Origin of the sequence: Sphingomonas sp. (genome assembly GCA_019635535.1) — a bacterium.
Classification (GTDB): Bacteria; Pseudomonadota; Alphaproteobacteria; order Sphingomonadales; family Sphingomonadaceae; genus Allosphingosinicella.
The window spans coordinates 1,790,653-1,813,311 of the sequence record JAHBZH010000001.1 but is presented as its reverse complement, the minus strand read 5'-3'; the positions used below and the strand labels follow the sequence as shown (position 1 = coordinate 1,813,311).

At 67.6% G+C, this 22,659-nt stretch carries 24 protein-coding genes and 1 tRNA gene; 10 read left to right on the top strand and 15 right to left on the bottom strand.

Annotation, left to right across the window (positions count from 1 at the left end):
• Positions 1-8 precede the first annotated feature (8 nt).
• The 7 genes from KF780_09315 to KF780_09285 all read right to left on the bottom strand — a co-directional run bounded on the left by KF780_09315 (position 9) and on the right by KF780_09285 (position 8,889).
• A complete protein-coding gene (locus KF780_09315; GenBank protein MBX3561995.1) occupies positions 9-1,082 on the bottom strand; it encodes an XrtA-associated ATPase in 1,074 nt (357 codons plus the stop codon).
• Positions 1,083-1,107: 25 nt separating this feature from the next.
• The gene (locus KF780_09310) at positions 1,108-2,802 is read right to left on the bottom strand and encodes a hypothetical protein (GenBank protein MBX3561994.1); all 1,695 of its coding nucleotides are present in this window, start codon (positions 2,800-2,802) and stop codon (positions 1,108-1,110) included.
• Positions 2,789-3,766 carry a P-loop NTPase gene (locus KF780_09305; protein MBX3561993.1) on the bottom strand — a complete coding sequence of 326 codons (978 nt, stop codon included), beginning with the start codon at positions 3,764-3,766 and terminating at the stop codon, positions 2,789-2,791. The genes KF780_09310 and KF780_09305 overlap by 14 nt, the downstream gene beginning before the upstream one ends.
• 7 nt (positions 3,767-3,773) lie before the next feature.
• Positions 3,774-5,303 carry a chain-length determining protein gene (locus tag KF780_09300; protein ID MBX3561992.1) on the bottom strand — a complete coding sequence of 510 codons (1,530 nt, stop codon included), beginning with the start codon at positions 5,301-5,303 and terminating at the stop codon, positions 3,774-3,776.
• A gap of 41 nt (positions 5,304-5,344) precedes the next feature.
• Positions 5,345-5,983 (bottom strand): polysaccharide export protein, encoded by a 639-nt coding sequence (locus KF780_09295; protein MBX3561991.1) that lies wholly within the window; start codon positions 5,981-5,983, stop codon positions 5,345-5,347.
• 168 nt (positions 5,984-6,151) lie between these two features.
• On the bottom strand, positions 6,152-7,387 hold the full coding sequence (locus KF780_09290) for a pyridoxal-dependent decarboxylase, exosortase A system-associated (protein MBX3561990.1): 1,236 nt from the start codon (positions 7,385-7,387) through the stop codon (positions 6,152-6,154).
• Positions 7,384-8,889, bottom strand: coding sequence for an acyl-CoA ligase (AMP-forming), exosortase A system-associated (locus KF780_09285; protein ID MBX3561989.1), 1,506 nt, complete (start codon positions 8,887-8,889; stop codon positions 7,384-7,386). The genes KF780_09290 and KF780_09285 overlap by 4 nt, the downstream gene beginning before the upstream one ends.
• A gap of 50 nt (positions 8,890-8,939) precedes the next feature.
• Here KF780_09285 and KF780_09280 point away from each other — a divergent pair, with 50 nt between their 5' ends.
• The 4 genes from KF780_09280 to KF780_09265 are packed head-to-tail and all read left to right on the top strand — an operon-like array spanning position 8,940 to position 11,716.
• Complete coding sequence (locus tag KF780_09280) at positions 8,940-9,944, top strand: GNAT family N-acetyltransferase (protein ID MBX3561988.1); 1,005 nt, start codon at positions 8,940-8,942, stop codon at positions 9,942-9,944.
• A 43-nt stretch (positions 9,945-9,987) separates the two neighbouring features.
• Positions 9,988-10,260 (top strand): acyl carrier protein, encoded by a 273-nt coding sequence (locus KF780_09275; GenBank protein MBX3561987.1) that lies wholly within the window; start codon positions 9,988-9,990, stop codon positions 10,258-10,260.
• A gap of 53 nt (positions 10,261-10,313) precedes the next feature.
• A complete protein-coding gene (locus KF780_09270; GenBank protein MBX3561986.1) occupies positions 10,314-10,931 on the top strand; it encodes a hypothetical protein in 618 nt (205 codons plus the stop codon).
• On the top strand, positions 10,916-11,716 hold the full coding sequence (locus tag KF780_09265) for a hydrolase 1, exosortase A system-associated (GenBank protein MBX3561985.1): 801 nt from the start codon (positions 10,916-10,918) through the stop codon (positions 11,714-11,716). The genes KF780_09270 and KF780_09265 overlap by 16 nt, the downstream gene beginning before the upstream one ends.
• Here KF780_09265 and trxB read toward each other — a convergent pair.
• Positions 11,704-12,684 (bottom strand): thioredoxin-disulfide reductase, encoded by a 981-nt coding sequence (gene trxB / locus KF780_09260; GenBank protein MBX3561984.1) that lies wholly within the window; start codon positions 12,682-12,684, stop codon positions 11,704-11,706. The two genes, KF780_09265 and trxB, sit on opposite strands and share 13 nt — an antisense overlap.
• A gap of 146 nt (positions 12,685-12,830) precedes the next feature.
• Between trxB and hppD the strand changes: the two genes are divergently transcribed.
• Positions 12,831-13,901 carry a 4-hydroxyphenylpyruvate dioxygenase gene (gene hppD / locus KF780_09255; GenBank protein ID MBX3561983.1) on the top strand — a complete coding sequence of 357 codons (1,071 nt, stop codon included), beginning with the start codon at positions 12,831-12,833 and terminating at the stop codon, positions 13,899-13,901.
• A 40-nt stretch (positions 13,902-13,941) separates the two neighbouring features.
• On the opposite strand, the gene KF780_09250 is transcribed toward hppD, so the two are convergent.
• Positions 13,942-14,568, bottom strand: coding sequence for a lysozyme (locus tag KF780_09250; GenBank protein ID MBX3561982.1), 627 nt, complete (start codon positions 14,566-14,568; stop codon positions 13,942-13,944).
• A gap of 143 nt (positions 14,569-14,711) precedes the next feature.
• Complete coding sequence (locus tag KF780_09245) at positions 14,712-14,969, bottom strand: hypothetical protein (protein MBX3561981.1); 258 nt, start codon at positions 14,967-14,969, stop codon at positions 14,712-14,714.
• Here KF780_09245 and KF780_09240 point away from each other — a divergent pair.
• Complete coding sequence (locus tag KF780_09240; protein ID MBX3561980.1) at positions 14,968-15,471, top strand: hypothetical protein; 504 nt, start codon at positions 14,968-14,970, stop codon at positions 15,469-15,471. The two genes, KF780_09245 and KF780_09240, sit on opposite strands and share 2 nt — an antisense overlap.
• Before the next feature lie 71 nt (positions 15,472-15,542).
• Here the strand turns inward: KF780_09240 and KF780_09235 are convergent, their stop codons facing one another.
• Entirely contained in the window at positions 15,543-15,920 is a 378-nt protein-coding gene (locus tag KF780_09235; GenBank protein ID MBX3561979.1) for a helix-turn-helix transcriptional regulator, read from the bottom strand.
• Between the two features lie 158 nt (positions 15,921-16,078).
• Between KF780_09235 and KF780_09230 the strand changes: the two genes are divergently transcribed.
• Together KF780_09230 and KF780_09225 are read left to right on the top strand one after the other, a co-directional pair.
• A complete protein-coding gene (locus tag KF780_09230) occupies positions 16,079-16,264 on the top strand; it encodes a hypothetical protein (GenBank protein MBX3561978.1) in 186 nt (61 codons plus the stop codon).
• A gap of 85 nt (positions 16,265-16,349) precedes the next feature.
• Positions 16,350-17,591, top strand: a complete 1,242-nt coding sequence (locus KF780_09225) for a hypothetical protein (protein MBX3561977.1) — start codon at positions 16,350-16,352, stop codon at positions 17,589-17,591.
• Here the strand turns inward: KF780_09225 and KF780_09220 are convergent.
• Positions 17,570-17,646, bottom strand: a tRNA-Met gene (locus KF780_09220). The genes KF780_09225 and KF780_09220 overlap by 22 nt on opposite strands.
• Positions 17,647-17,820: 174 nt before the next feature.
• Here KF780_09220 and KF780_09215 point away from each other — a divergent pair.
• Positions 17,821-18,243 (top strand): DUF3775 domain-containing protein, encoded by a 423-nt coding sequence (locus KF780_09215; protein MBX3561976.1) that lies wholly within the window; start codon positions 17,821-17,823, stop codon positions 18,241-18,243.
• A gap of 207 nt (positions 18,244-18,450) precedes the next feature.
• Here the strand turns inward: KF780_09215 and KF780_09210 are convergent, their stop codons facing one another.
• The 3 genes from KF780_09210 to KF780_09200 all read right to left on the bottom strand — a co-directional run bounded on the left by KF780_09210 (position 18,451) and on the right by KF780_09200 (position 21,425).
• On the bottom strand, positions 18,451-18,954 hold the full coding sequence (locus KF780_09210; GenBank protein MBX3561975.1) for a 2'-5' RNA ligase family protein: 504 nt from the start codon (positions 18,952-18,954) through the stop codon (positions 18,451-18,453).
• Positions 18,951-20,861: a potassium transporter Kup gene (locus tag KF780_09205; GenBank protein ID MBX3561974.1), complete on the bottom strand. Its 1,911-nt coding sequence runs from the start codon at positions 20,859-20,861 to the stop codon at positions 18,951-18,953. Before KF780_09205 ends, KF780_09210 begins: the two co-directional genes overlap by 4 nt.
• A 111-nt stretch (positions 20,862-20,972) precedes the next feature.
• Positions 20,973-21,425: an Lrp/AsnC family transcriptional regulator gene (locus KF780_09200; GenBank protein ID MBX3561973.1), complete on the bottom strand. Its 453-nt coding sequence runs from the start codon at positions 21,423-21,425 to the stop codon at positions 20,973-20,975.
• A gap of 125 nt (positions 21,426-21,550) precedes the next feature.
• Between KF780_09200 and ald the strand changes: the two genes are divergently transcribed.
• The gene (gene ald, locus KF780_09195) at positions 21,551-22,651 is read left to right on the top strand and encodes an alanine dehydrogenase (protein ID MBX3561972.1); all 1,101 of its coding nucleotides are present in this window, start codon (positions 21,551-21,553) and stop codon (positions 22,649-22,651) included.
• Positions 22,652-22,659 lie beyond the last annotated feature (8 nt).

Here is a 22,659-nt window from a genome sequence, read left to right as displayed (position 1 = left end):
GGCGCTCCTCAGGCGGCGTTCGACCGATAGGGCGCGGGCGCGTTGCGGTTGTTGGTCTCGACCCATTCGACGAGCAGGGTCAGCACGCGGCGCAGCGTCTGCTCCTGCTCGGCAAGCTGCGCCTCCAGCGCGGCGATGCGGCGCTCCTGCGCGGGATCGGCGACCGGCACCTGCACAATTTGGGGCTCCGGCGCGGAGGCTGGCGTGTCCTCAACCAGCCGGGGCTTCGCAGCGCGCAGCGGCAGCACCCCGCTCTCGCCCCGGATCGGCGCGGCATCGGCGCCGAGATCGGCGAGGACGGCGGCGACCGTGTCGGCGGTGACGAGCGGCGTGCCTTCCACCGCGGCCTGCAGCATGAGCCGGTGACAGAGCTGGTTGATCCGGCGGGGAATGCCGCCGCTCGCGGCATGGATGGCCGGGAAGGCATCGGCGGCGAAATCGGGCTGTCCCTGCCAGCCGACCAGAGCGAGGCGATGGCCGATATAGGTTTCGACCTCGTCGGCACCCATCGCATCGAGATGATGCGTGGCGATGACTCGCTGGCGCAGCTGCTCGAGCCCGGCCGAGGCGAGCTTGTCGCGGAATTCGGGCTGGCCGAGCAGCAGGATCTGGACGAGCGCGCGGCCTTCGCTCTGGAAATTGGAGAGCATGCGCAGCTCTTCCAGCGCGGAGACGGTCAGCGTCTGCGCCTCGTCGACGATCAGCAAGGTGCGCTTGCCGGCGCGGGACTCTTCGGCCAGCCGCCGCTCGACCGCCGCGATCAGCGCCGCCTTCTCCACGCCGCGCACGTCGAGGCCGAGGCCCTGCGCGGTGAGACGCAGCAGATCGTCGCCCTCCACCTGGGTGGAGACGAGCGCGATGACGTTGAGGCGGGCACGGTCGATCGTCGCGGTCAGATGGGCGGCGAGCGTCGATTTGCCCGCGCCGATCTCGCCGGTCACGACGATGAAGCCCTCGCCCTGCGCGATGCCATAGCCCAGATAGGCCATCGCCTTGCGATGGGTGCGGCTTTCGAACCAGAAACGTGCGTCGGGCGTCAGCTGAAAGGGCTGTCCGGTCAGGCCGAAATGCTCGGTATACATGGGCGTTCCCTAGCCTCCCCAGGCTTTAGAAAGTGTAGCGAAGGCCGATCAGGCCGTTCGCGACGATGCTGTCATTGGCGCCGCTGCTGGTGTGATAGAGGCCGAGCGCGCCGATCAGCTGCAGCCGATCGTAGAGCAGCCGACGGCTGTAGGTCGCGGTGGCGCCGATGCTGAAGATGCCCTCGAACCCGGCGAGATCGCTGTCGAACCAGCTCGCATAGGCATCGAAGGTGAGGTCCGAGGTGCGGCTGAGCTCGCGGCCCAGGGTTGCGTAGAGGCCGAAGCTTTCGTCGGTGACGGCGCCGAAAATGTCGAACGCGGGGTCACTGGGCCGCGCATAGCGGCGATGGACATAGGAAGCGCCGGCGCCGAAGCTCCACAGACCGCGATTGCCGGAAACGAGGATCGTCGCGCCCCGCGCCCGGAAGCTGGTCGAGCGGACCGACTGGAGCGACTGATCGAAGCACAGGCCCGCGCCCGGATCGGCGCCGAACGCGCAGCCGCCGATATTGCCGGTGAATGGATTACGCACGATATCAAAATCTGTCGGCAAATTACTGATATTATTGATAATCGAACTGCCGAACGTCTCGACCGTATCGAAGACGGCCGCCGCCACGCCATAGGTGCGGTTGAAGCGGTGCTGGAAGGTGCCGAGAATGGTGGTGCCGCCATAGCGACGGCCGGCGCGCGCCTGCAATTCAGTGCGGGGCGTGGGACGCCAGATCAGGCCGGCATCGTAGATCAGGCCATCGATGTCATAAGTGAGCAGGCGCGGCCGGCTCGGATCGGCGATCGGCACGCCGTCGGGCGTCAGGATCGGCAGATCGTCGGCATCGCGGGCGATGTCGAACTGGTCGGCGCGCAGATCCTCGTAACCGACGCCTGCAGTAAGCGCCAAGGTCGGGCCGACCGGAAGCACGATATCGCCGCGCACATAGACGCCCTCGAATCGCTGATCGAACGGGCCGCCATTGTCGGAGCGGGCATAACCGCCGGCGAGCGTCCAGCCGAAGGGCAACCGCCCGGGCCCTATGCCGATGCTGGCGCTGAGATTGTGGGCGATCGCATCGTCATATTGATCGCGGAAGGCGCCGAAGGGCGTGTCGTCGTCCACCGCGACATAGCCGATCCGGTAGGCGGCGTTGAGCGCCGCCGGGCCGATCCGGGTCGAGAGCGTCGGGCCCGCGAACAGACTGTAGATTTCGACCGACGAATCGCGGGGCGTGACGCCCAGCGCCCGGCCGATCCCGCCGGTGCGGGCGGCGAGCGCGCCGGCATCGAACTGGAGCAGGCCCGGCACGATATCGGCGTTGACGATGGCGAGGCCGCTATGCGTGTCCTGATCGGCGCCATTGCCGCCCCATTCGATGTTGCGCTGGTAGCGATAGCTCGCCTGGGCGTGCACCCGCCGCGTCTCGATCCGGCCGTCCACGCCGGCCGCGAGGCTGGTATAGGTGAAGACGTCGCCGCCATTCAGCTCGGCGGTGACGATCTGCGCGACCTCCAGATAGGGCCGCACCTCGGCGCGGGAGCGGCGCGGCCGCTGGCGCTCACGCGACGGTGCGGCTTCGCCAGCGTCCGAAGCGGCCTGCGGATCGGACGCCTGAACCGGCGGCGGATCGTAGGAGACGCCCTGCGCCGGCGCGGTCGTCGCCGCGACCGCGAGGCCGAATGCGAGTGCCAGCCGGCGAAGGATGGAGAGACTAGTCCTCGCCATCGCCATAGCCTTCATAGGCGCCGAAGCGCCGGCCGCCGAGCGACAGGGCCGCGCCGTTGAGCAACAGGCCGACATGATCGCAGGCGGAAAGCATTGCGATCGTCTCGCGCAGGTCCGCCTCGGTCGTGCGATCGGCGCGGACCACGACCAGCACCTGGCCGACATGGCCGGCGAGCACGGCGGCCGAGGACGCCATCAGGGCCGGCGGCGAATCGAACAGGATGACGCGGTGCGGATGCGCCGCCGCCAGCCGGGCCAGCACGTCGCGGGTGCGGTCCGAGGCGAGCAGCTCCGGCACGTTGTTCGCCTTGCGCCCGGCGGGCAGCACCGAGAGCCCCGACACGTCGGTGCGGATCACGAAACCCTCCGGATCGGCGGCGGGATCGGCCAGCGCATCGACCAGGCCCGGCCCGCTTGCGGCGATGCCCAGGGTGGCGAGGATGTCGGGCTTCGAGACGTCGCCGTCGATCAGCAGCACCTCGACATCGCGTTCGCCCGCCAGACTGAGCGCGAGATTGGTGGCGCAGAAGCTCTTCCCCTCGCCCGGCTGGCCCGAGGAGATCAGAACCGTCCGGCGTTTTTCCTCCGGCAGCGAGACGCGGCGGTCGATGCCGGCGAGGAGCTGGCGCTTCACCAGCCGGAATTCCTCGGCAAGCCCGGTGACGGGCGCGTCGGGGAGGATGAAGCCTTTCTCGGCCAGCGCGGCACGGTCGATCGCGGCGAGCTCGCCGGCCGGCGCGGCGTGGACCAGAGCGGGCAAGCGGGCGGGCCGCGGCGCGGGATCGGTCTCGACGGGCTCTTCCAGCAGCAGCACCTCTTCGGGCTCCACGTCCACAATCTCGTCCGCTACGGGAGCGACGAGTTCCGGCGCCGGCGCCGGCGCCTGGGGCGCCCGCAGCAAAGCGGCAAAATCGTAGGCTTCGGCGGCGCGCTCGATCAGCGAGAGGGGGCTGTGCTTGGTCATGTCGCCCTCACGCCCCCGCGCCGCGCTGCCAGAATTCGACGAGGACGAGCAGCGCATAGCTGCCGGCCAGCGCCGCCCCCGCCCCGCCGAACCAGGCGAGGCGCTTGCGCCGGTCCGCCCGCTCCGCCGGAGTCACCACTTCGGACAAGGTGCCGAGCACTGGCAGGCCGGTGACGTCGGCGAGCCGGTTCTGGGTCGGGAAGGTCGTCTGAAGCTGTCCGGCCACGAAAGCGACGCCGACGCCCGCGCCGAGCGCGAGGATCAGCACGGCGGTGAGGAAAATCGGCCGATCCGGCGCGGCGGGCACGCCCGGCACGCTCGGCGGCTCGATCACCTGGATGTTGAGCGGGCTGGTCCGCGTCGCCACTTCGCCGCGCAGCCGGACCTGCTCGCGATTGGCGAGCAGCTGGTCATATTGCTGCTTCATCACCTCATAGTCGCGGTTCAGCCGGTCCTGTTCGGCGGCGACGCCGGGCTCGGACGACTGACGCGCCGAGAGCTGGGCGAGATCGGACTGGAGCTGGTTGCGCCGCGCGGTGGAGGCGGCGAGCTGCGCCTCGCGCTCCGACAGCATGGCGCGCAGCGAGATGTAGCTGGGATTGGTGGCAGTGGGCGTGCCGCCGCGCTGCTCGGCCTGGGCATAGGGGCGCAGCCGGGCGATCTGCTGGCGCGCGGCCTGAATGTCCGGATGCTCCTCGCGCCAGCCGCGGGCGAGATTCTGGTTGATCTGACCCTCCAGCGCCGCGATCTGGCCGCTGGCCGAACCGCCGCCGCCCGCTTCGCCGGGCAGGTTGGTGGGCGTCGCGGCGAGCTGACCGCGCATCGCGTTCACGCCGGCCTGGCCGGCGGCGATCTGCTGCTGGAGATTGTCGAGCTCGGCGCGGGCAGCCGACATGCGCTGGCCGATCGAGCCTTCGCCCGGGAGCAGGCCCATGAACTGCTGTTCGAACAGCACGCGGCGCTGCTCGGCCTCGCGCAGGGCGGTCTCGCGGTTGCGCACCTCCTCGTCGAGGAATTCGAGCGACTGGCCGGCCTCGCGCCCGTCGCCGGACAGGTTCTGGGCGGTGAACTGGTCGATCAGGCCCTGGACGGTGGCCGCGGCGGTGCGCGCATTCTGTCCGTTGGAGAAGCTGGAGATGTTCGAGCGCGCCTTGATCTCGATCAACCCGTCCGGCTGGGCGGTGATCTCGATCCGCTGGCGCAGCGCGGAGACGATGCCGCCCATGTCCGCGTCGCTGGCGACGAGGGTGTTGAGGTCGGTCTGCCGCACCACGCGGGTGAGGCTGTCGTTCGAGGTCAACTGTTGCTTGAGGCGCAGGAGCTGTCCCTGCTGGTCGTTGGGCGCGATGCCGACCTGGGTGGGCAGGATCGACTGGACCTGCACGAAGAGCCGCGCCTTCGCCTCGTAGCTGGGCGGAATGAGCGCGATCACCAGCCAGCCGAGCAGCGCGACGCCCCAGGCGACGCCCAGCGCCAGCCAGCGGCGGCGCCAGACCTGGTGCAGGATGATCCTGATCTGCTCGTAAAGTCCGTCCATCGGCGGCTATCGTCCTCGCTGGGATCGGCGGGCACGCCGGATCAGAACATGCTTTCGGGAATGATGATCACGTCGCCCGGCTCGAGCCGGACGTTCGCGCTGACGTCGCCGCGCCGCAGCAGGCGGGCGATGCGCAGATCATATTCGCGCTGCTGGCCGCTCTCGCGATCGGTGCGCACCAGCCGGGCGCGATCGCCGGCGGCATATTCGGAGAGGCCGCCGACGGCGATCATCGCGTCGAGCAGGGTCATGTTGGCGCGATAGGGGATCGCCGCCGGCCGCTCGGTGGCGCCGACGATGCGGATCTGCTGCGCGAACGTGCCCTGCGGGCGATCGACCATGACCGAGACGAGTGGGTCCTGGATATATTCGGCGAGCACGGTGCGGATGTCCTCGGCGAGCTGCGCCGGGGTCTTGCCGACCGCGACCAGGTCGCTGATCAGCGGCGTGGTAATCCGCCCGTCGGGCCGGACCTGGACGCGCGCGCCGAGCTCCGGATTGCGCCAGACGAAGACGGTGATCTCGTCAAGCGCGCCGATCTGGTAGCTTTCCCCCGCCACATCGGCGGCGCCGACGAAGCTGGCCGGCGGCAGGCTGGCGCCATTCCCCCCGGTGGTCGTGCAGCCGCTTATCGACACGGCGATCAGGCAGGCCAGGCAGGTCGTCAGGGACGGGCGCATCTTCGGTCCTCTTCACAGGGCTTTTCAGCCGTTCCCCGGCGTCCCTGAGCGGGACCGCCCGAGGCGCGGGATTTCAACGCCCCGCTATGGTGGGAAGAGGTAAAATTCCGGTTAGGAACAAGGGGCTTTTGGGCCACGTCCCAGAACGGGACGCGGGCCGGGCAAGCCTTAACCGCCGACGACCGTCTCGCGTGCCGCCTGCTGGGCGAGAAAGGCCTGCGGGCTGGCGGTGCGGCCATAGGCGCCGGCGAGGAAGATGGCGACGAGATCGCCGGGGCGGGCGGCGGGCAGCATGACATCGTCGGCGAGCCGGTCGAGCGGGGTGCACAGGCAGCCGACGATGCTCGCCTCCTCCTCCGGCGCGGCGCCGAAGCGCGAGGCGATGGCGACGGGATAGTTGCGGCGCACCACCTGGCCGAAATTGCCGGAGGCGGCGAGCTGGTGGTGCATGCCGCCATCGACGACAAGGAAGGTCTTGCCGTGGCTCTGCTTGCGATCGACGATCCGGGTCAGATAGACCCCGGATTCGCCGACCAGCCAGCGGCCAAGTTCAATAGCAAATTGCGTATTTTCAATAATTTGTGATCGATTTCTTAGAACTGAAATAAGTTCGCCGCCGATCGCTTCCGCATCGAGCGCGGTCTCGCCGTGAAAATAGGGGATGCCGAAGCCGCCGCCGAGATTGACCAGCGGGGGCGCGGCGCCAGCCTCCTTCGCCAGCTCCGCGGCAAGCGCCAGCGTGGCGCGCTGCGCCTCGATCAATGCCTCGGCGCTCAGCGCCTGCGAGCCGGCGAAGATGTGGAAGCCGCGCCAGTCGGCCTCCGCCGCCATTATCCTTTGTACCAGCGCCGGCACCCGCGCGGCATCGACGCCGAAGGGCTTGGCGCCGCCGCCCATCCGCATGCCCGATCCCTTGATCTCGAAATCCGGATTGACCCGCACGGCCAGGCGCGGACGGATGCCGAGGCGTCCGGCGATGGCCAGCGCGCGGTCCGCCTCCCCTTCGGACTCCAGATTGAGCGTGACGCCGGCGCCGATCGCCGCTTCCAGATCGGCGTCGCGCTTGCCCGGGCCCGCGAAGCTGGTCGCCGCCGTATCGATCCCCGCTTCACGAGCGATGGCCAATTCTCCGCCCGAAGCGAGGTCCACACCGTCCACCTTATCGCCCATATGCCGCAGCAAGGGCGGATAAGGGTTTGCTTTCAGGGCATAATGAAGGTGGATTCCGGGAAAGGCGGCGCGAAAGCGCGCGATCCGGGCATCGATCATGGCGAGATCGTAGACGAAGAGCGGCGTGTCCCCCGCCTCGGCCACAAGCGCATCGGCGCGGCGGCCGCCGATCAGCAGCATGCCGTCCGTATCCGCCGCGAAGCCGGGCGGGATCGGGCCCATCGGCTTGCTCATGCCATCAGCTCCGCCTTCAATGCCACGCGGTCGAGCTTGCCGTTCGGACTGCGCGGCAGGTCGTCGCGCCACAGGATCGGCCCCGGCTGCATGAAATTGGGCAATTCGCGTCTGAGATACGCGCGCAAGGCACCTTCCTCGCCCCGCCGGTCGGGGCGCACAATCAGCGCGATCGCCTCGCCGAGCCGCGGATCGGGTACGCCCAGCGCCACGGCTTCCGTTACCAATCCCGACGCGATCGCCGCCTCCTCCACCTCGGTCGGGCTGACGCGGTTGCCGGAGGTCTTGATCATCCCGTCCTCGCGCCCGACGAAATGGAGCAGCCCTTCATCGTCCTTGCGCACCCTGTCGCCGGACCACACCGCCATACCGCCATAGGCCGAGTTGGCGGGCGCAGGTTTGAAACGCTCGGCGGTACGCTCCGGATCGTTCCAATAGCCTTTCGCGACCAGCGGGCCGGCATGGACCAGCTCGCCCTCCGTCGCCTCCACGCCGTCCGGGCCGACCACCAGAATCTCGGCGAAGGGGACCGCCGTGCCGATCGAGTCCGGATGATCGTCGAGCAAGGCGGGTTCCAGGAAGGTCGAACGGAACGCCTCGGTCAGGCCGTACATCGAATAGATGTCGGCGGCGGGAAAGAGCTCGCGCATCCGGCGGATCACGGAGGGCGGCAGCTTGCCGCCGCTATTGGTGAGCCGCCGCAGCGACAGCGCCGCGGCCAGCGGCCAGGGCGTCTCGACAAGCTGCACGAACAGCGGAGGAACGCCCGCCAATGTAGTGATTTTATGGGTTTCCACCGCGCGGATCACATCCTTGCCGGCGAGATAATCGAGTGGAACCACGCAGCCGCCCGCCGCCCAGGCCGACAGCAACTGGTTCTGGCCATAATCGAAACTGAAGGGCAGCACGGCGAGCACGCGATCGTCCGGCGTCAGCCGCAGATAATGCGCCACGCCGATCGCGCCGAGCCAGAGATTGGCGTGGCTCAGCATCACGCCCTTGGGCCGGCCAGTGGAACCCGATGTGTAGAGCAAGGCGACGAGGTCTTCGGGATCGTGGCCGGATGGCGGCAGGCGATCCGTATGGTCGGACAACGCCGCGCTCCCCGCCTCGTCCAGCACATCGCAGCCTTCCGGCACGTCGCCCGGCTCCAGCGAAGCGATCCGGGCACCACCGCTGAGCAGCAGTCGCGCACCGCTATCGGCGAGGATATGGGCGATCTGAGCACGCTTGAGCAAGGGATTGATCGGCACATGGATCAGCCCAGTCCGTGCCGCGGCGAGCGGCAGCAAGGCGGCAAGGCGGGTCTTGGGGAGCCAGCTCGCGATCCGCTCGCCGGCGGCAAGTCCCCTCGCCTTCAATCCACCGGCCAGCATGGCCACCGCATCCTCCAGCCCCGCATAGTCCAAAGTGCCTTCGCGCATGACGAGCGCCGGCGCGCCGCGGTCCCCGCGCAGCGTCAGATGATCGAGCGGGCGGGGCGTCGGATCCGGCACCTTCATTCTCGCTTAAACGCCGCCATGATAGGCCGGCGGCAAGAGGGCATAAAGCGGTGGCGGTTAATATAGGGCTTTTCCACGATCTCGACGAGGTCGCGCGCGATGCGGGCGGCGCGCTGGACCGTGCCGCGCGCCCGTGCCTGTTCGAGCGACTGGACTGGTTCCGGCTCGTGGCAGCCCATTGCCCGCCGCCCGGGCGCCTGTTGGCGATCCGCGCCGGCGAAGGCGATGGGCGCGCCTGGCTGTTCCTGGCGGCGAAAGGCCATGCCGCCATGGCCTATGCGAACTGGTATGCGCTGCGCGTCGGAATTGTCGGGTCGGAGCGGGATGACGTCATGACGTCATTAGCGAAAGACTTGCGAAAACAAGACATTGCTTGCCTCGACCTTGGTCCGATCGAGCGGCCCGAGCCTCTGGCGGCGGGGCTGAAGCGCACCGGCTGGGCGGTGCGGATGCGGCCCGGCAAGGCGAACTGGCGGATCGACACGGCCGGCATGGATTTCGTCGCTTATTGGGCCACGCGCCCGGCCAGATTGCGCAATACCTTCCGCCGCAAAGCGAAGGCGGCGGGGCTGGAGGTGCGCGTCCATGACGACTTCGATGCCGCCGCCTGGACGGATTACGAGGCCGTCTATCGCGCCAGCTGGAAGCCCGAGGAAGGCTCCTTCCCGTTCCTGCGCGCGCTCGCCGAGCAGGAAGGCGCGGCCGGCGCCTTGCGGCTGGGCCTCGCCTATAAGGACGGCACCCCGGTCGCGGCGCAGCTCTGGCTGGTCGAGAATGATGAGGCGACGATCCACAAGCTGGCTTATGCCGAAGACGCCAGGGCGCTGTCGCCCGGCACGATCCTGACCGAGGCGATGTTCCGCCATGTGCTCGACCGAGACCGGGTGAACAGGGTCGACTACGGCACCGGCGACGAGCCCTACAAGGCCGACTGGATGGGCGAGCGGCGGATGCTCTGGCACCTTGCCGCCTATGACCGCCGCTCCCTGCGGGGCCTTGCCGCCATGGCGCGCGATGCGGCCTCGGCGCTTGCAGGGCGCTGGCGAAGCGGTTAGGCGCAGCCCGTTTCGGGGGCAGTAAGGATTTTCCGACGTGAATCTGGCCGCAAGCGACGGGGAAGAGGTCGAGATCACGCTGCGCGCGGTGCTGGTCGACGTGCTCGGCCTGCCGGAGAAGCGGGTCGCGGCATTCGACGAAAGCTCCGCCTTGTTCGGCGCGCTGCCCGAATTCGATTCCATGGCGGTGGCCGGGCTGCTGACCGAGCTCGAGGAGCGGCTCGGCATCGCCATCGAGGATGACGAGGTCGATGCCGACATGCTGGAGACCTTCGGATCGCTCCTCTCCTTCGTCCGGACCAAGGCGCTGCAGTGATCGGCGCCGGCCTCGCCTACGAGACCTACGGGAGCGAGGCAGGCGAGGAATGGATGATGCGGATCGGGCCGGCCGAGGCGCCGCCGATCCTGTTCGTGGCGCCGCTCTTCGAGGAGCTGAACCGCACCCGCGCGCTGATCGCCGCGACGATGCGCGCGCTGGCGGCGCGCGGCTTCGGCTGCTGGCTGCCCGACCTGGCCGGGACGGGCGAGAGCGAAGCGGCGCTGGCGGCGGCGCGGTGGGACGGCTGGCGGCATGACGTCATCGCCGCGGCTGCATATGTGCACACGCGCTCCGGGCGGGCGCCGCTGGCGGCTTCGCTGCGCGGCGGCGCGCTGATCGACGACATGGCGGCAGCGGTCGGCTGGTGGCGGCTCGCCCCGGTCGAGGGCGCCACTCTGGCGCGCGACATGGTCCGGGCCGGCCTCGCGGGGGTGGAATGGGCCGGCTACGCGCCCGACCCCGACATTCGCGGCCGGCTGCAGGACGCCAGGCCGTTCGCGCAGGAGCCGCTGCGGGTCGCCCGGCTGGCGAGCGATGCGGGGCCGGCCGACGTGAAATTTCCCGGTCCGGCTCTGTGGCGGCGATCGGAGCCCGGCACGGCGCCGGCACTGGCCGAGGCGATGGCGGCGGACATCGCCGCATGGCACGCGCAATGCGCCGCCTCCTGACCTTCTCCTGCGAAGGCGCGACGCTCGGCGCCACGCTCGATGCGGGCAGCGGCACGATCGGCCTGCTGATGGCGACGGGCGGCAGCCAGAGCCGGATCGGCTCGCACCGAATGTATGAAAGACTCGCTAAGATGCTTTCAGAACAGGAGATACCTTCCTTTCGCTTCGATCGTCGCGGCGTCGGCGACAGCGAAGGTGAGGATCCGGGCTATCGCGGCAGTCGGCCCGATCTGATCGCCGCCGCCACCGCGTTTCGCCGCGAGGCCTCCGCGCTCCAGCGCCTGTTCGGCTTCGGCCTGTGCGACGGGGCGACGGCGCTGGCGCTGCATGGCGATGCGATCGGGCTGGACGGGCTGATCCTGGTCAATCCCTGGCTGGTCGAGGCCAGCGCGGACGCACCGCCGTCCGCGGCGGTGCGCGCGCATTATCGGGATCGGCTGCTGAGCCTGGACGGATGGAAAAGACTACTCGGCGGCGCAGTGGACCTGCGCAAGCTGTGGCGCGGCATCGCGCGGCTGTTCCAGCGGGAAGATGCGACGCTCGCGGCCGAAACGGCGGCGGCGCTGCGCCGCCATCGCCTGCCCACCTGCGTCATCCTTGCCACCGGAGATGCCACCGCCATCGCTGCGCGTTCGGCAATGAAATCAAACGGTTTCAATGGCCTGAATATCGATATTCAGGAACTGGATTCGGATTCCCACACTTTCGCGCGGCCCGGCGACGAGGCCGCGCTCGCCGCCGCGATCCTCGATGCGCTGCGGCGGCTTGGCGTTCAGGCGTCCTGAAGCGCGCGGCTTTCGGCCGCTTCGAAATCGGCTTCGGCCAGGAAACGCTCGGCATCCAGCGCCGCCATGCAGCCAGTGCCGGCCGCGGTGACGGCCTGGCGATAGGTTTTGTCCATCACGTCGCCGCAGGCGAAAACACCGGGAATCGCGGTGCGCGCCGTGCCGGGCGTCACCGGGATATAGCCGTCCGCGTCGAGATCGAGCTTGCCCTTGAACAATTCCGTCGCCGGGACATGGCCGATCGCGACGAAGGCGCCGTCCATGTCCAGCCGCTCGATCTCGCCGGTCTGGGTATCACGCAGGTCGGCGGCCACCAGCCCCTCCGGCGTGCCCTCGCCAATGAATTCCGCGACCTCGCGATTCCACAGCACCTTGATGTTCGGGTGGGCGAACAGCCGGTCCTGCAGGATCTTCTCGGCGCGCAGGTGATCGCGGCGGTGGATCAGGGTGACGTCATGGCTGTGATTGGTCATGTAGAGCGCTTCCTCGACCGCGGTGTTGCCGCCACCGATCACGATCACCTTCTTGCCCCGGTAGAAGAAGCCGTCGCAGGTCGCACAGGCGCTGACGCCCTTCCCCTTCAGCCGCTCCTCCGACGCCAGGTTCAGCCATTTCGCCTGCGCGCCGGTGGCGATGACGAGCGTGTCGCCCAGATAGACGGTGCCGCTGTCGCCGGTCATCCGGAACGGGCGCTGGGACAGGTCGATGTCGACGATGTGGTCCCATTCCATCCGCGCGCCGACATGTTCGGCCTGCTTCTGCATCTGCTCCATCAGCCAAGGGCCCTGGATGACGTCGGCGAAGCCCGGATAATTCTCGACATCGGTGGTGATGGTGAGCTGGCCGCCCGGCTGCATCCCCTGCACCACGATCGGCGCCAGGCCGGCGCGCGCCGCATAGATGGCGGCGGTGAGCCCGGCCGGGCCGGAACCGAGAATGAGCATGCGGGTCGAATGGGTCGCGGCCATGAATGTCTTTCCGAAAAGCACGAAAGCGAGGGATATGCCCGGACGTAGGAGGCGGTGCGCGCGGGCGCAACCGGCATTTGCGGCCCGGCGGGCGCGGGTGTAAAGGCCGGGCCGTTCGCCCCTGTATGCGCTTGAGAGGCTTCGACATGACCGCCCGTGAAAATCCGCTTGGCCTGGACGGCTTCGAGTTCGTCGAGTTCACCAGCCCCGATCCGGAGGCGCTGGCCGACCTGTTCGTGAAGCTGGGCTTCACCCATTTGGGCGATCACAAATCGAAAAATGTCCGCCATTACGGCCAGGGCGACATCAATTTCATCCTCAACATGGAAAAGGCGGGTCAGCCGGCGGAGTTCCGTGCCGCCCACGGCCCCTCTGCCAACGGCATGGCGTTTCGCGTGGCGGATGGCCGCAAGGCGTTTCGCATGGCGGTCGAGCGCGGCGCGATTCCCGCCGAAATGCCGCGCGGTCCCGGCGAGCTCGACATTCCGGCGATCGAGGGGATCGGCGGCTCCTATCTCTATCTGGTCGATCGCTATGGCGCCGAGCAGATCTACGACACGGATTTCGAGCCGGTGCCGGGCGCCCATCGCGATGCCAACAGTGTCGGCCTGCACACGCTCGACCATCTCACCCACAATGTGAATCGCGGGCGGATGGATCACTGGGCCGGCTTCTACGAGCGCATCTTCAACTTCCGCCAGATCCGCTATTTCGACATCGAGGGACAGCAGACCGCCCTCCTCTCCCGCGCGATGACCGCGCCGGACGACAAGATCCGCATCCCCCTGAACGAAAGCCAGGACGAGCACAGCCAGATCGAGGAATTCCTGCGCGAATACAAAGGCGAAGGCATCCAGCATATCGCGCTTTCGACCGACGACATTTTCGCGACGGTCGATGCGCTGCGCGCCAACGGCATCCGGTTCCAGGACAGCCCGGAAACCTATTACGACATGATCGACAAGCGCCTGCCCGGCCACGGCCATTCGGTGGACGAGATGCGCAAGCGCCGCATCCTGATCGACGGATCGCCCGAGACCGGCGAGGGCCTGCTGCTGCAGATCTTCACCGAGAACATGGTCGGGCCGATCTTCTTCGAGATCATCCAGCGCAAGGGTAATGACGGTTTCGGCGAGGGCAATTTCAAGGCACTGTTCGAATCGATCGAGCTCGACCAGATCCGCCGCGGCGTGCTGCCGGCCAAGGAAGAGGCCTGAACAAGCCGGTTGCGAACGGTTGCCGGTATAGCGCCAGCGCCTATGTCTGCCCCTTGTAGAGCCTGGCCTCCGCTGCCCGCCGCCGGGTAAGGCCCGCCATCACCTTGCCGGCCGCCTTGTTCCACTTCGCGAATTCGGCGGCCGCGCCAGCCTTGTCACCGGCCCGGTGCTTCTTCAGAAGCGTCGAACGCCCGAAATTGCCGAGTCCGATATTGAAAGCGAGGCTCACCATCGCGTCGAATTCGTGGCGCGCGGTGGCCGCGCCGCCGACGAGGTCCGCCACCCCGCTCGCAAAGCGGTTCACATCGGCGACCAACCGCGCCTCGGCCTGAGCACGCGTCCAGATGGTGCCGCGCCAGACATCGGAACCGGTCGCGCCATAACCGATCGTCCACGGCGCGCCGCCGGTCGCCGGGTCCGGATAAGCCTCGACCCGACCGTCGGGACGAAGCTTATGCAGCCCCTCGAACTCCTTGATGATCGCGACCGCCTTTTCCGTGGGGCCGAGGCCCGGCGGCCCGCCGCCGACCGGGGCCGGAACGGCGGAGGCCGGTCTCGCGTCCCAGTTCACCGCGAGCTGATCGATCAGCGGCACGTCTTCGGCGAACAGCTTGCCCTGCGGCGCGATGCCGCGGAGCGCCTTGGCGATACGATCGGCCGTTGTCATCTTTCGCGCTCCTGAGGCGAAAACCATGGTCACATGGTCTGCACGGACAAAGCTTCCAACCGAACCAATGAAAAGTCAACATTCACGATAACGAACCTGATCTTTTTCGGATCATTACTTTCACTTCTCTATCGCTGACCTGCTTATTGCTTCAGATAACGGGAATGACCGCCGCTCAGCTCTTGCATGGCGCGGGCCGATTCCCCTGCCTTTGCAGCACCCGCCGCCTCGTCACCGGCAAACCCGACTCGCCCGAGATCGGCAAAGCGGGTTGCATAGCCCGCGCCGACCTTGTTAACCTTGCCGCCGGGAACAGGGGTGCTTTGCCACCGCACCACTGCGATGACCCTCGCCGGCCCGCCGGTCCACGCATCATCCTCATCCTCTCGGGAGTCACTCATGCTGCTTCGCAAATTGTTCGCCGCCACCGCCCTTTCGGCGGCGCTTCTCCTGCCCGCCGCCGTCTCGGCGCAGACGCTGAGCGTCGGCACACCGGTCACCGACCCGGACGGCGGCCCGGTCGGCACGATCACCGCCATCGAGGGCGACGCCGTCCTGCTACGCACGGACCGGCACGAAGTCCGCCTGCCCGCCAGCTCGTTCGCCGTGACCGAGGAGGCCGCCCTGATCGGCCTGACCCGCGACCAGCTCAACACGCAGGTCGATCAGATGCTCGCCCAGGCGCAGCAGGCGTTCGTGGTCGGCGCGACCCTGCACGACCGGGAAGGCGCCGTCATCGGCCAGGTCGAGGCGCTCGACGACGAAACGCTGACCGTTCAGATCAGCGGGCAGCAGGTCCGTCTGCCGCGTGCCGCCGTCGCGGCCGCCCCGAACGGGCTCATCGTGGGCGCGACCCTGGCCGAGTTGCAGAGCCAGCTGACCGGCGACGGCGGCGCGAACTGACATCGTGGCGCGCGGACGCACGGCCCAACCGCCCGTCCGCGCGCGCCTTGCGCCCGATCTGCGCGATCGTGCTAGGCGTAATCCCCTGGCCGAAACCCCGCATGGCGCGCATGCAGCGTGGGCGATGGCCGATCGCGCAACTGGGTGCTGAGGGAACGCGCGAGATTGAGCAGCGCACCCTGCAATTCCGGCGGCAATGCCAGGTAAGCGGACAATAATTCGCTCGCGCCCTCCCCAAGCAAATCGCCGCCGCCGCGTTGCCCGGTCAGAATGTAGACGATGTCGACGCCGGCATGGGCAAGACGGGCAAGATAATCCGCCCGAAGTTCCCGCCGGTCATTCTCGTACAGGCTTTGCTTCGGGACATCGGTACCGACAAGATCGGCGAAATCGGCCTGCTTCAGGCCCAGCCGCTTGCGTTCTTCAGCCAGTCGCGCGCCGAAATTCATCTGTTTTGAAAAGCTCCGCTTGACAGTTCATCGGAAAGCGATGAACTGATCGCTTAATCCCGCTTGCGGATCGCATCGCATATGAACCGCCCTCTTGTCTCGCCGAAATGCAGTTCGCGCCGCATGACACAAGTCGATGCGGCGGAGCGAGGCGAGTAGTGAATCCGCCGCATTATCTGGCACGCGAAATTCTGCTCGCGGCGTCCGCGCAAGCCGTGCTGGCAACCTTTCGCGACGCCCTCGATCGACGCGCGCTGACGCCGCATCAGGCGGCGAGCCTGCGCGTGCTCGAATCCGCGCTCGTCCCTTATCGCGACGAAGACAAGCCGCCGACCTCCCAATGACCCCCCGGAAAATCCTCGCTTCCGGGGCCGCATCATCGCCGATAGACTGCAACCGCAACGGGGGGCGATGATGAGTGGAGAGGCATTGCGGAAGGCGAGCACCGATCGTGCGCCGCGCTGGGAAGACGACGCGCTCGGCTTCCTGATCGCGCCATTGTCGCGCGAAGCCTTCATGGCCGATCATTACGAGCGCGCGGCGATGATCGGCATACGGGGCGAGCCCGACCGCTATGCCGGCCTGCTCACCCTGGACAAGCTCGATCGCTTCATCGCCAGCGCCGACCTGCGCGAAGGCATGGTCGACCTCACCAATCATCGCGACCGCATCTCGCGCGACGATTATGTCGACGAGGAAGGCCGGGTGAGCCGGATCGCCGTCGCCGAGGAATATCTGCGCGGCGCCACCATCATCCTGCCGCACCTGCACGATTCGCTCCCCGGCCTCGGCGAATTCTGCCGCGCGCTGGAGGAGGTCTTCACCTGCCACATCCAGACCAACGTCTACCTGACCCCGCGCAGCGAGGACGGCACCGCCAATCAGGGCTTCCCGCCCCATTACGACAATCACGACGTGTTCGTGCTGCAGATTTCGGGGTCGAAGGCCTGGCGGTTGTACGGCACGCCGGTCGAGACGCCCTATCGCGGCGAGCGATTCGAGCTCGGCCGGCACGAGACCGGCGATCCCACCCAGGAGTTCACGCTTGGCCCCGGCGACTGCCTCTACCTGCCGCGCGGGCTGATGCACGATGCCGAGAATGTCGGCGACGAGCCTTCGCTCCACATCACGGTGGGCCTGATCACCAAGACCTGGGCCGATCTGGTGCTGGAGGCGGTGTCCGAGTTGGCGCTGGACGAGCCCGATTTCCGCCGCTCGCTCCCCGCCGGCTTCGCCGCGCGCGATTTCGACCGAGCCGGCGCGCAGGCGCATTTCGACCGGCTGATGAAGCTGATCGCCGGCAAGGCGAGCATGGACGGCGCCTTCGATCTGCTCGCCGACAATTTCGTCCGCGCGCGGCGGCCCAATATTGGCGGCGTGATCGCGGGCTCCCGGCGCCCGATCGATGCCGGCGACCGCTGGCGGCGGCGGCGCTTCGTGCCGTGGAACATTGCCGGCGACGGCGGCAAGATGGTGCTGATCGGCCCGGGCGGAGACACGGGATTCGAAGTGGAGGACGGCGCCGCGCTCGAAATCGCCCTGTCCGGCGCGCCCTTCGCCCAGGGCGACCTCAACTGCGCCGACCCCGGCGCGCTGATCCGCGCGCTCTGGGCGGCAGGCTATATCGAGCGGGTCGAACCGGAGGGGGATGGTAGCGGAGGAGGGACTTGAACCCCCGACACGCGGATTATGATTCCGCTGCTCTAACCAGCTGAGCTACTCCGCCCCGTTCCCGCGATTGCCGTGGCCCGGCAAGGCGTCGCGGCGCTATAGGAAGCGCCGGGGCACCGGTCAACTGGCGCGGTGAGCCTGCTATTTCAACCCTTCGTCGCGTGCCCGTCGCGCGCCGGAACCCGCCGCGCCCAGCCGTGTTTCGACGACAGTCCGATGGAGACAGGCCATGGAATTGCTGACCCCGCTCGAAACCCTGTGCCGGCTGATCCTGCGTGCCCGCGAGCTGGAGGCGCAGATTCCCGCCGCCGATCCCGACGCGGACGCCGACGAGGTCGACGATTATGACGACGAGGGCGGCGAGGCGCTCTCCGTGCTGGAGGACGAACTCAACGACAGCGTCGAGGAGGAGGTCCAGGCGCTGCTCGACGACCTCGCCGAGGACCAGCTCGCCGAAGTGCTGGCGCTCGCCTGGGTCGGGCGCGGCACCTACGATGCGAGCGAATGGGACGAGGCGTTCGAGGAAGCGGGTGCGCTCAACCCGGACGAACGGATGGACGAGCTCACCGACATGCCGCTGCTCGCCGGCTATCTCGATGCCGGGCTGGCGGCGTTCGACTATAGCTGCGACGGGATCGGCCAGATGGATTAGCAGCGGACCGATCGGGGCCGGCGCGGAAGTTGACGAACCTGACGCCACGTCGGGGAGCAAGCCCCCTGCCCAAGCGCGGTCCGGACGGAACAAGCGGGACAGGCGAAGGAATATAGCATGGATCATGCGTGCGCTCCGAGTCGCCGCTATGGTCTCAGAAGAAATCCTACATTCCAAGTTCCTGCCCTGGCCGGCACGACGCCATCGCTAGCGCCGGAACGGATGAACCCTGAGCGGTGCCCACGGACCATCCCGATAGCGCCAGGATGCCAGCGCCCGAATGGCCAGCGGGCGCGGCGCGAAGCTTGCCGAGAGGCGTTGCTGAAGCGCCTTCGCCTCGCGCCGCCCGACCTTGTTCTGGACGGTGATGTGCGGCCACCATGGCGCCTCGTCCTGCGGCATGAGCAGGCCGTGAAAGGTTTCGGCCAGCATCGCCCGGATCTCGACCAGCGCGTCGCTTTCGACCCGGAACGCCGTGCCTTGCCCCAGATCGGCGATGCCGGCGATCATTGCCTCCGGCGGCGGCGCGGCAACGGCGGCGGAGAGACGGCTGGACAGCTCGGCCTCCAGGCTGGGCGGCAGATGGTGGAACAAGGTGAGATGCGCCGGCACGCGGTTCAGCTCGGGCGGATAATGCTCGCGCCGCACTTGCTGGAGCCAGCCGTCGTCGCCCGGGCCGAACAAGGCCGTGACGATGATCGGCCCGCTCAGATTTCCACCTGGGAGCCCAGCTCCACCACGCGATTGGGCGGCAGCTTGAAGAATTCCATCGCGCTTTCCGCGTTGCGCAGCATCCAGGCGAACAGCTTCTCGCGCCAGATCGCCATGCCCGGCCGCGACGAGGCGAGCAGGGTCTGGCGGGCGAGGAAGAAACTGGTGTCCATCATTTTGAATTCCGGGCCGCATCGCTCGACATTGGCAAGCGCCGCCGGCACGTCCGTCTCCTGCATGAAGCCATAGCGCAGGATCAGACGATAGAAGCCGCTGCCGAGATCGTTCACCTCGAAGCGCTTCTTGGCGGAGACGTAGGGCACGTCCTCGATCCGGACGGTGAGCAGCATCACCCGTTCGTGCAGCACTTTGTTGTGCTTGAGATTGTGCAGCAGCGCGTGGGGAATGCCGTCCGGATTGGTGGTCATGAAGACCGCCGTGCCGGGCACGCGCGCGGCGCTGACGGCGGCCGACTTGATGAAGACCTTGGCCGGCATCGCGCCCTCGTTCATCCGGTCGATCATCAGCCGCCGCCCCCGCGCCCAGGTGGTGAGCAGCACGAAGATGACGATGCCGACCGCGAGCGGGAACCAGCCGCCATAGGGAATCTTGGTCAGGTTCGACGCGAAATAGGCGAGGTCGATGACCAGGAAGGTCGCGAAGAACAGGCCCGCGAGGATCGGGTTCCACTTCCAGACCTTGAACACCAGCACGCCCAGCATGATCGTCGTGATGAACATCGTGCCGGTCACCGCGACGCCATAGGCGGCGGCGAGATTGCTGGACGACTGGAAGCCGAGGATGAGCAGGATGCACATCACGAGCAGGCCCCAATTCACCACGGGGATGTAGATCTGGCCCGCCGTGCTGGCGCTGGTGTGGCGGATCGACATGCGCGGCAGGAAGCCGAGCTGCACCGCCTGCTGCGTCACCGAGAAGGCGCCGGTGATCATCGCCTGGCTGGCGATGATCGTCGCCACGGTGGCGAGGATGACGAGCGGCAGCCGCCATTCGTCGGGCGCCATCCGGAAGAAGGGATTTTCCGCCGTGCCCGGATCGGTGAGCAGCAATGCGCCCTGGCCGACATAGTTCAGCATCAGGCAGGGCAAGGCCGCGAACAGCCAGGCCAAAGTGATCGGCTTGCGGCCGAAATGGCCCATGTCGGCATAGAGCGCCTCGGTGCCGGTGACGGCCAGCACGACCGAGCCCAGCGCCAGGAAGGCGAGCCAGCCGTCGATGATGAAGAAATTCAGCGCCCACCAGGGATTGAGGAAGTTCAGCACCTCCGGCGCACGGACGGCATTCATGATGCCCAGCCCGGCAATCACCAGGAAATAGACCAGCATGACCGGCCCGAACAGCTTGCCGATCCGCGCCGTGCCGCGCGACTGGACGGCAAACAAAGCGACGATGATGAAGATCGCGATCGGCAGGACGAGCGGCTCGAAATGGCGGTCGACGATCGCCAAGCCCTCTACCGCCGAGAGCACCGAAATGGCCGGCGTCACCATCGAATCGCCGTAGAAGAGCGCGGTCGCCAGCACGCCGAGCAGGACGAGCCCGAACGTGCGCTGCCCCGGGCTGATCGAACGGGTGATGAGCGCGAGGAGCGAGAGGCTGCCGCCCTCCCCCTTATTGTCGGCGCGCATCACGAAGGCGATATATTTGACGGTCACGATCAGGATCATCGACCAGAAGATGAGGCTGAGCACGCCCAGGATATGGGCGGGATCGACGGCCAGCGGATGATGGCCGACAAAGGCCTCGCGCATCGCATAGAGCGGGCTGGTGCCGATATCGCCGAAGACCACGCCGAGCGCGGCCAGCGTCAGCACGGGCGTCCCGGCCTGCGGATGATGCCCGGCGTCAGGCGCCCCGGCGGTTGCGGATGTGCTGCTGTCGCTCATCGGTCAGGAACGCGAAACGTCCGACGTCCTTTCTGCGCGCCCGGCCAGGCGCAAGAAGGCGCGCGCATTATCACCGTGCCCCCGCCCCCGCAATGGGATTGTGCGGGTCGATCATGCCTGCGACGCCAATGTCCTGATCGTGAACTGCGTGATCAGGCGGTGGACGCCGGGCAGAGCGGACAGGATTTCCCGGTGCAGCCGCTCATAGCTGTCGTCGGCACGGACCAGTACCTTCAACAGATAGTCCGATTCGCCGCTCATCAGATGCGCTTCCACCACCTCGCGCGTCTCGGCCAGCGCCGCCTCGAACGCCTGCATCGTCGCGCGGCGCTGATCGACCAGGGTAACGGAGACGAACACCGTCGAGGGATGTCCCCGCGCGGCGACCGACAGCCGGGCGCGATAGCCCAGGATGAGACCGCCTTCCTCCAGCGCCCTCGCTCGCCGGTGCGCGGCGGATGGCGAGAGGCCGACGAACGCGCCGAGCTGCTCACTCGTCAGATTGGAATCCCTGGCCAGCTGATCGAGAATCTTGCGATCGATCGCGTCGATGTTCACGTTCATCCCGATTTGACTTGGCATCGCGCAATATAATCGCATGAAGCGCCATATGAGGCAATGTCTTCGCAAACCTTTCCCGGCCGGTTTGGATTATTGTCGTGCGCCACAGCCGTTTTGGGAGACGAACGATGCGCGTCGGGGTGCCGAAAGAGATCAAGGTCCATGAATATCGCGTCGGCCTGACGCCCGCCTCGGTCGCCGAACTGGTCGCCGCCGGCCATGAGGTGATGGTCGAGACCAAGGCCGGCACGGGCATCGACTTTTCCGATCAGGATTATGTCGATGCCGGCGCGACGGTCGGCGCCAATGCCGCCGAGGTCTTCGCCAAGTCGGACATGATCGTGAAGGTGAAGGAGCCGCAGGCGAGCGAGATCGCGATGCTGGAACCGCGCCACCTGCTCTTCACCTATCTCCACCTCGCGCCCGACCCCGAGCAGACCAAGGGCCTGATGGCGTCCGGCGCGACCTGCATCGCCTATGAGACGGTGACAGCTCGCGACGGCTCGCTGCCGCTGCTGAAGCCGATGAGCGAAGTGGCGGGCCGCATGTCGATCCAGGTCGGCGCGCATTATCTGGAGAAGGAGCAAGGCGGCCGCGGCGTGCTGCTCGGCGGCGTGCCGGGCGTGGCGCCGGCGCGGGTGATGATCCTGGGCGGCGGCATCGCCGGCGTGAACGCCGCGCAGATGGCGGTCGGCATGCGCGCCGACGTCACCATCTACGACATCTCCAACGCCCGGCTGGCCGAACTCGACATGTTCTTCGGCAGCCAGATCAAGACCGCCTATGCCTCCAAGGCGGCCATCGCCCATGCGATCAAGAAGGCGGAGGTCGTGGTCGGCGCGGTGCTGATCCCGGGCGCCGCCGCGCCGAAGCTAGTGACGCGCGACATGCTGAAGACGATGAAGCGCGGATCGGTGCTGGTCGACATCTCGATCGACCAGGGCGGTTGCTTCGAGACGTCACGGCCGACCACGCACAGCGATCCGGTGTTCGAGATCGACGGGGTGATCCATTATTGCGTGGCCAACATGCCGGGCGCGGTGGCGCGGACCTCGGCCTTCGCGCTCAACAACGCCACTTTGCCCTTCGCGCTGAAGCTCGCCAATCTGGGTGCGGAGGCGGCGATGAAGGCCGATCCGCACCTCGCCAACGGGCTCAACGTGTCGGGCGGCAAGATCCGCTACCAGGCCGTCGCCGACGCGCTCGGCCTGCCTTTCGAAGCGGCCTGAGCGCCGGA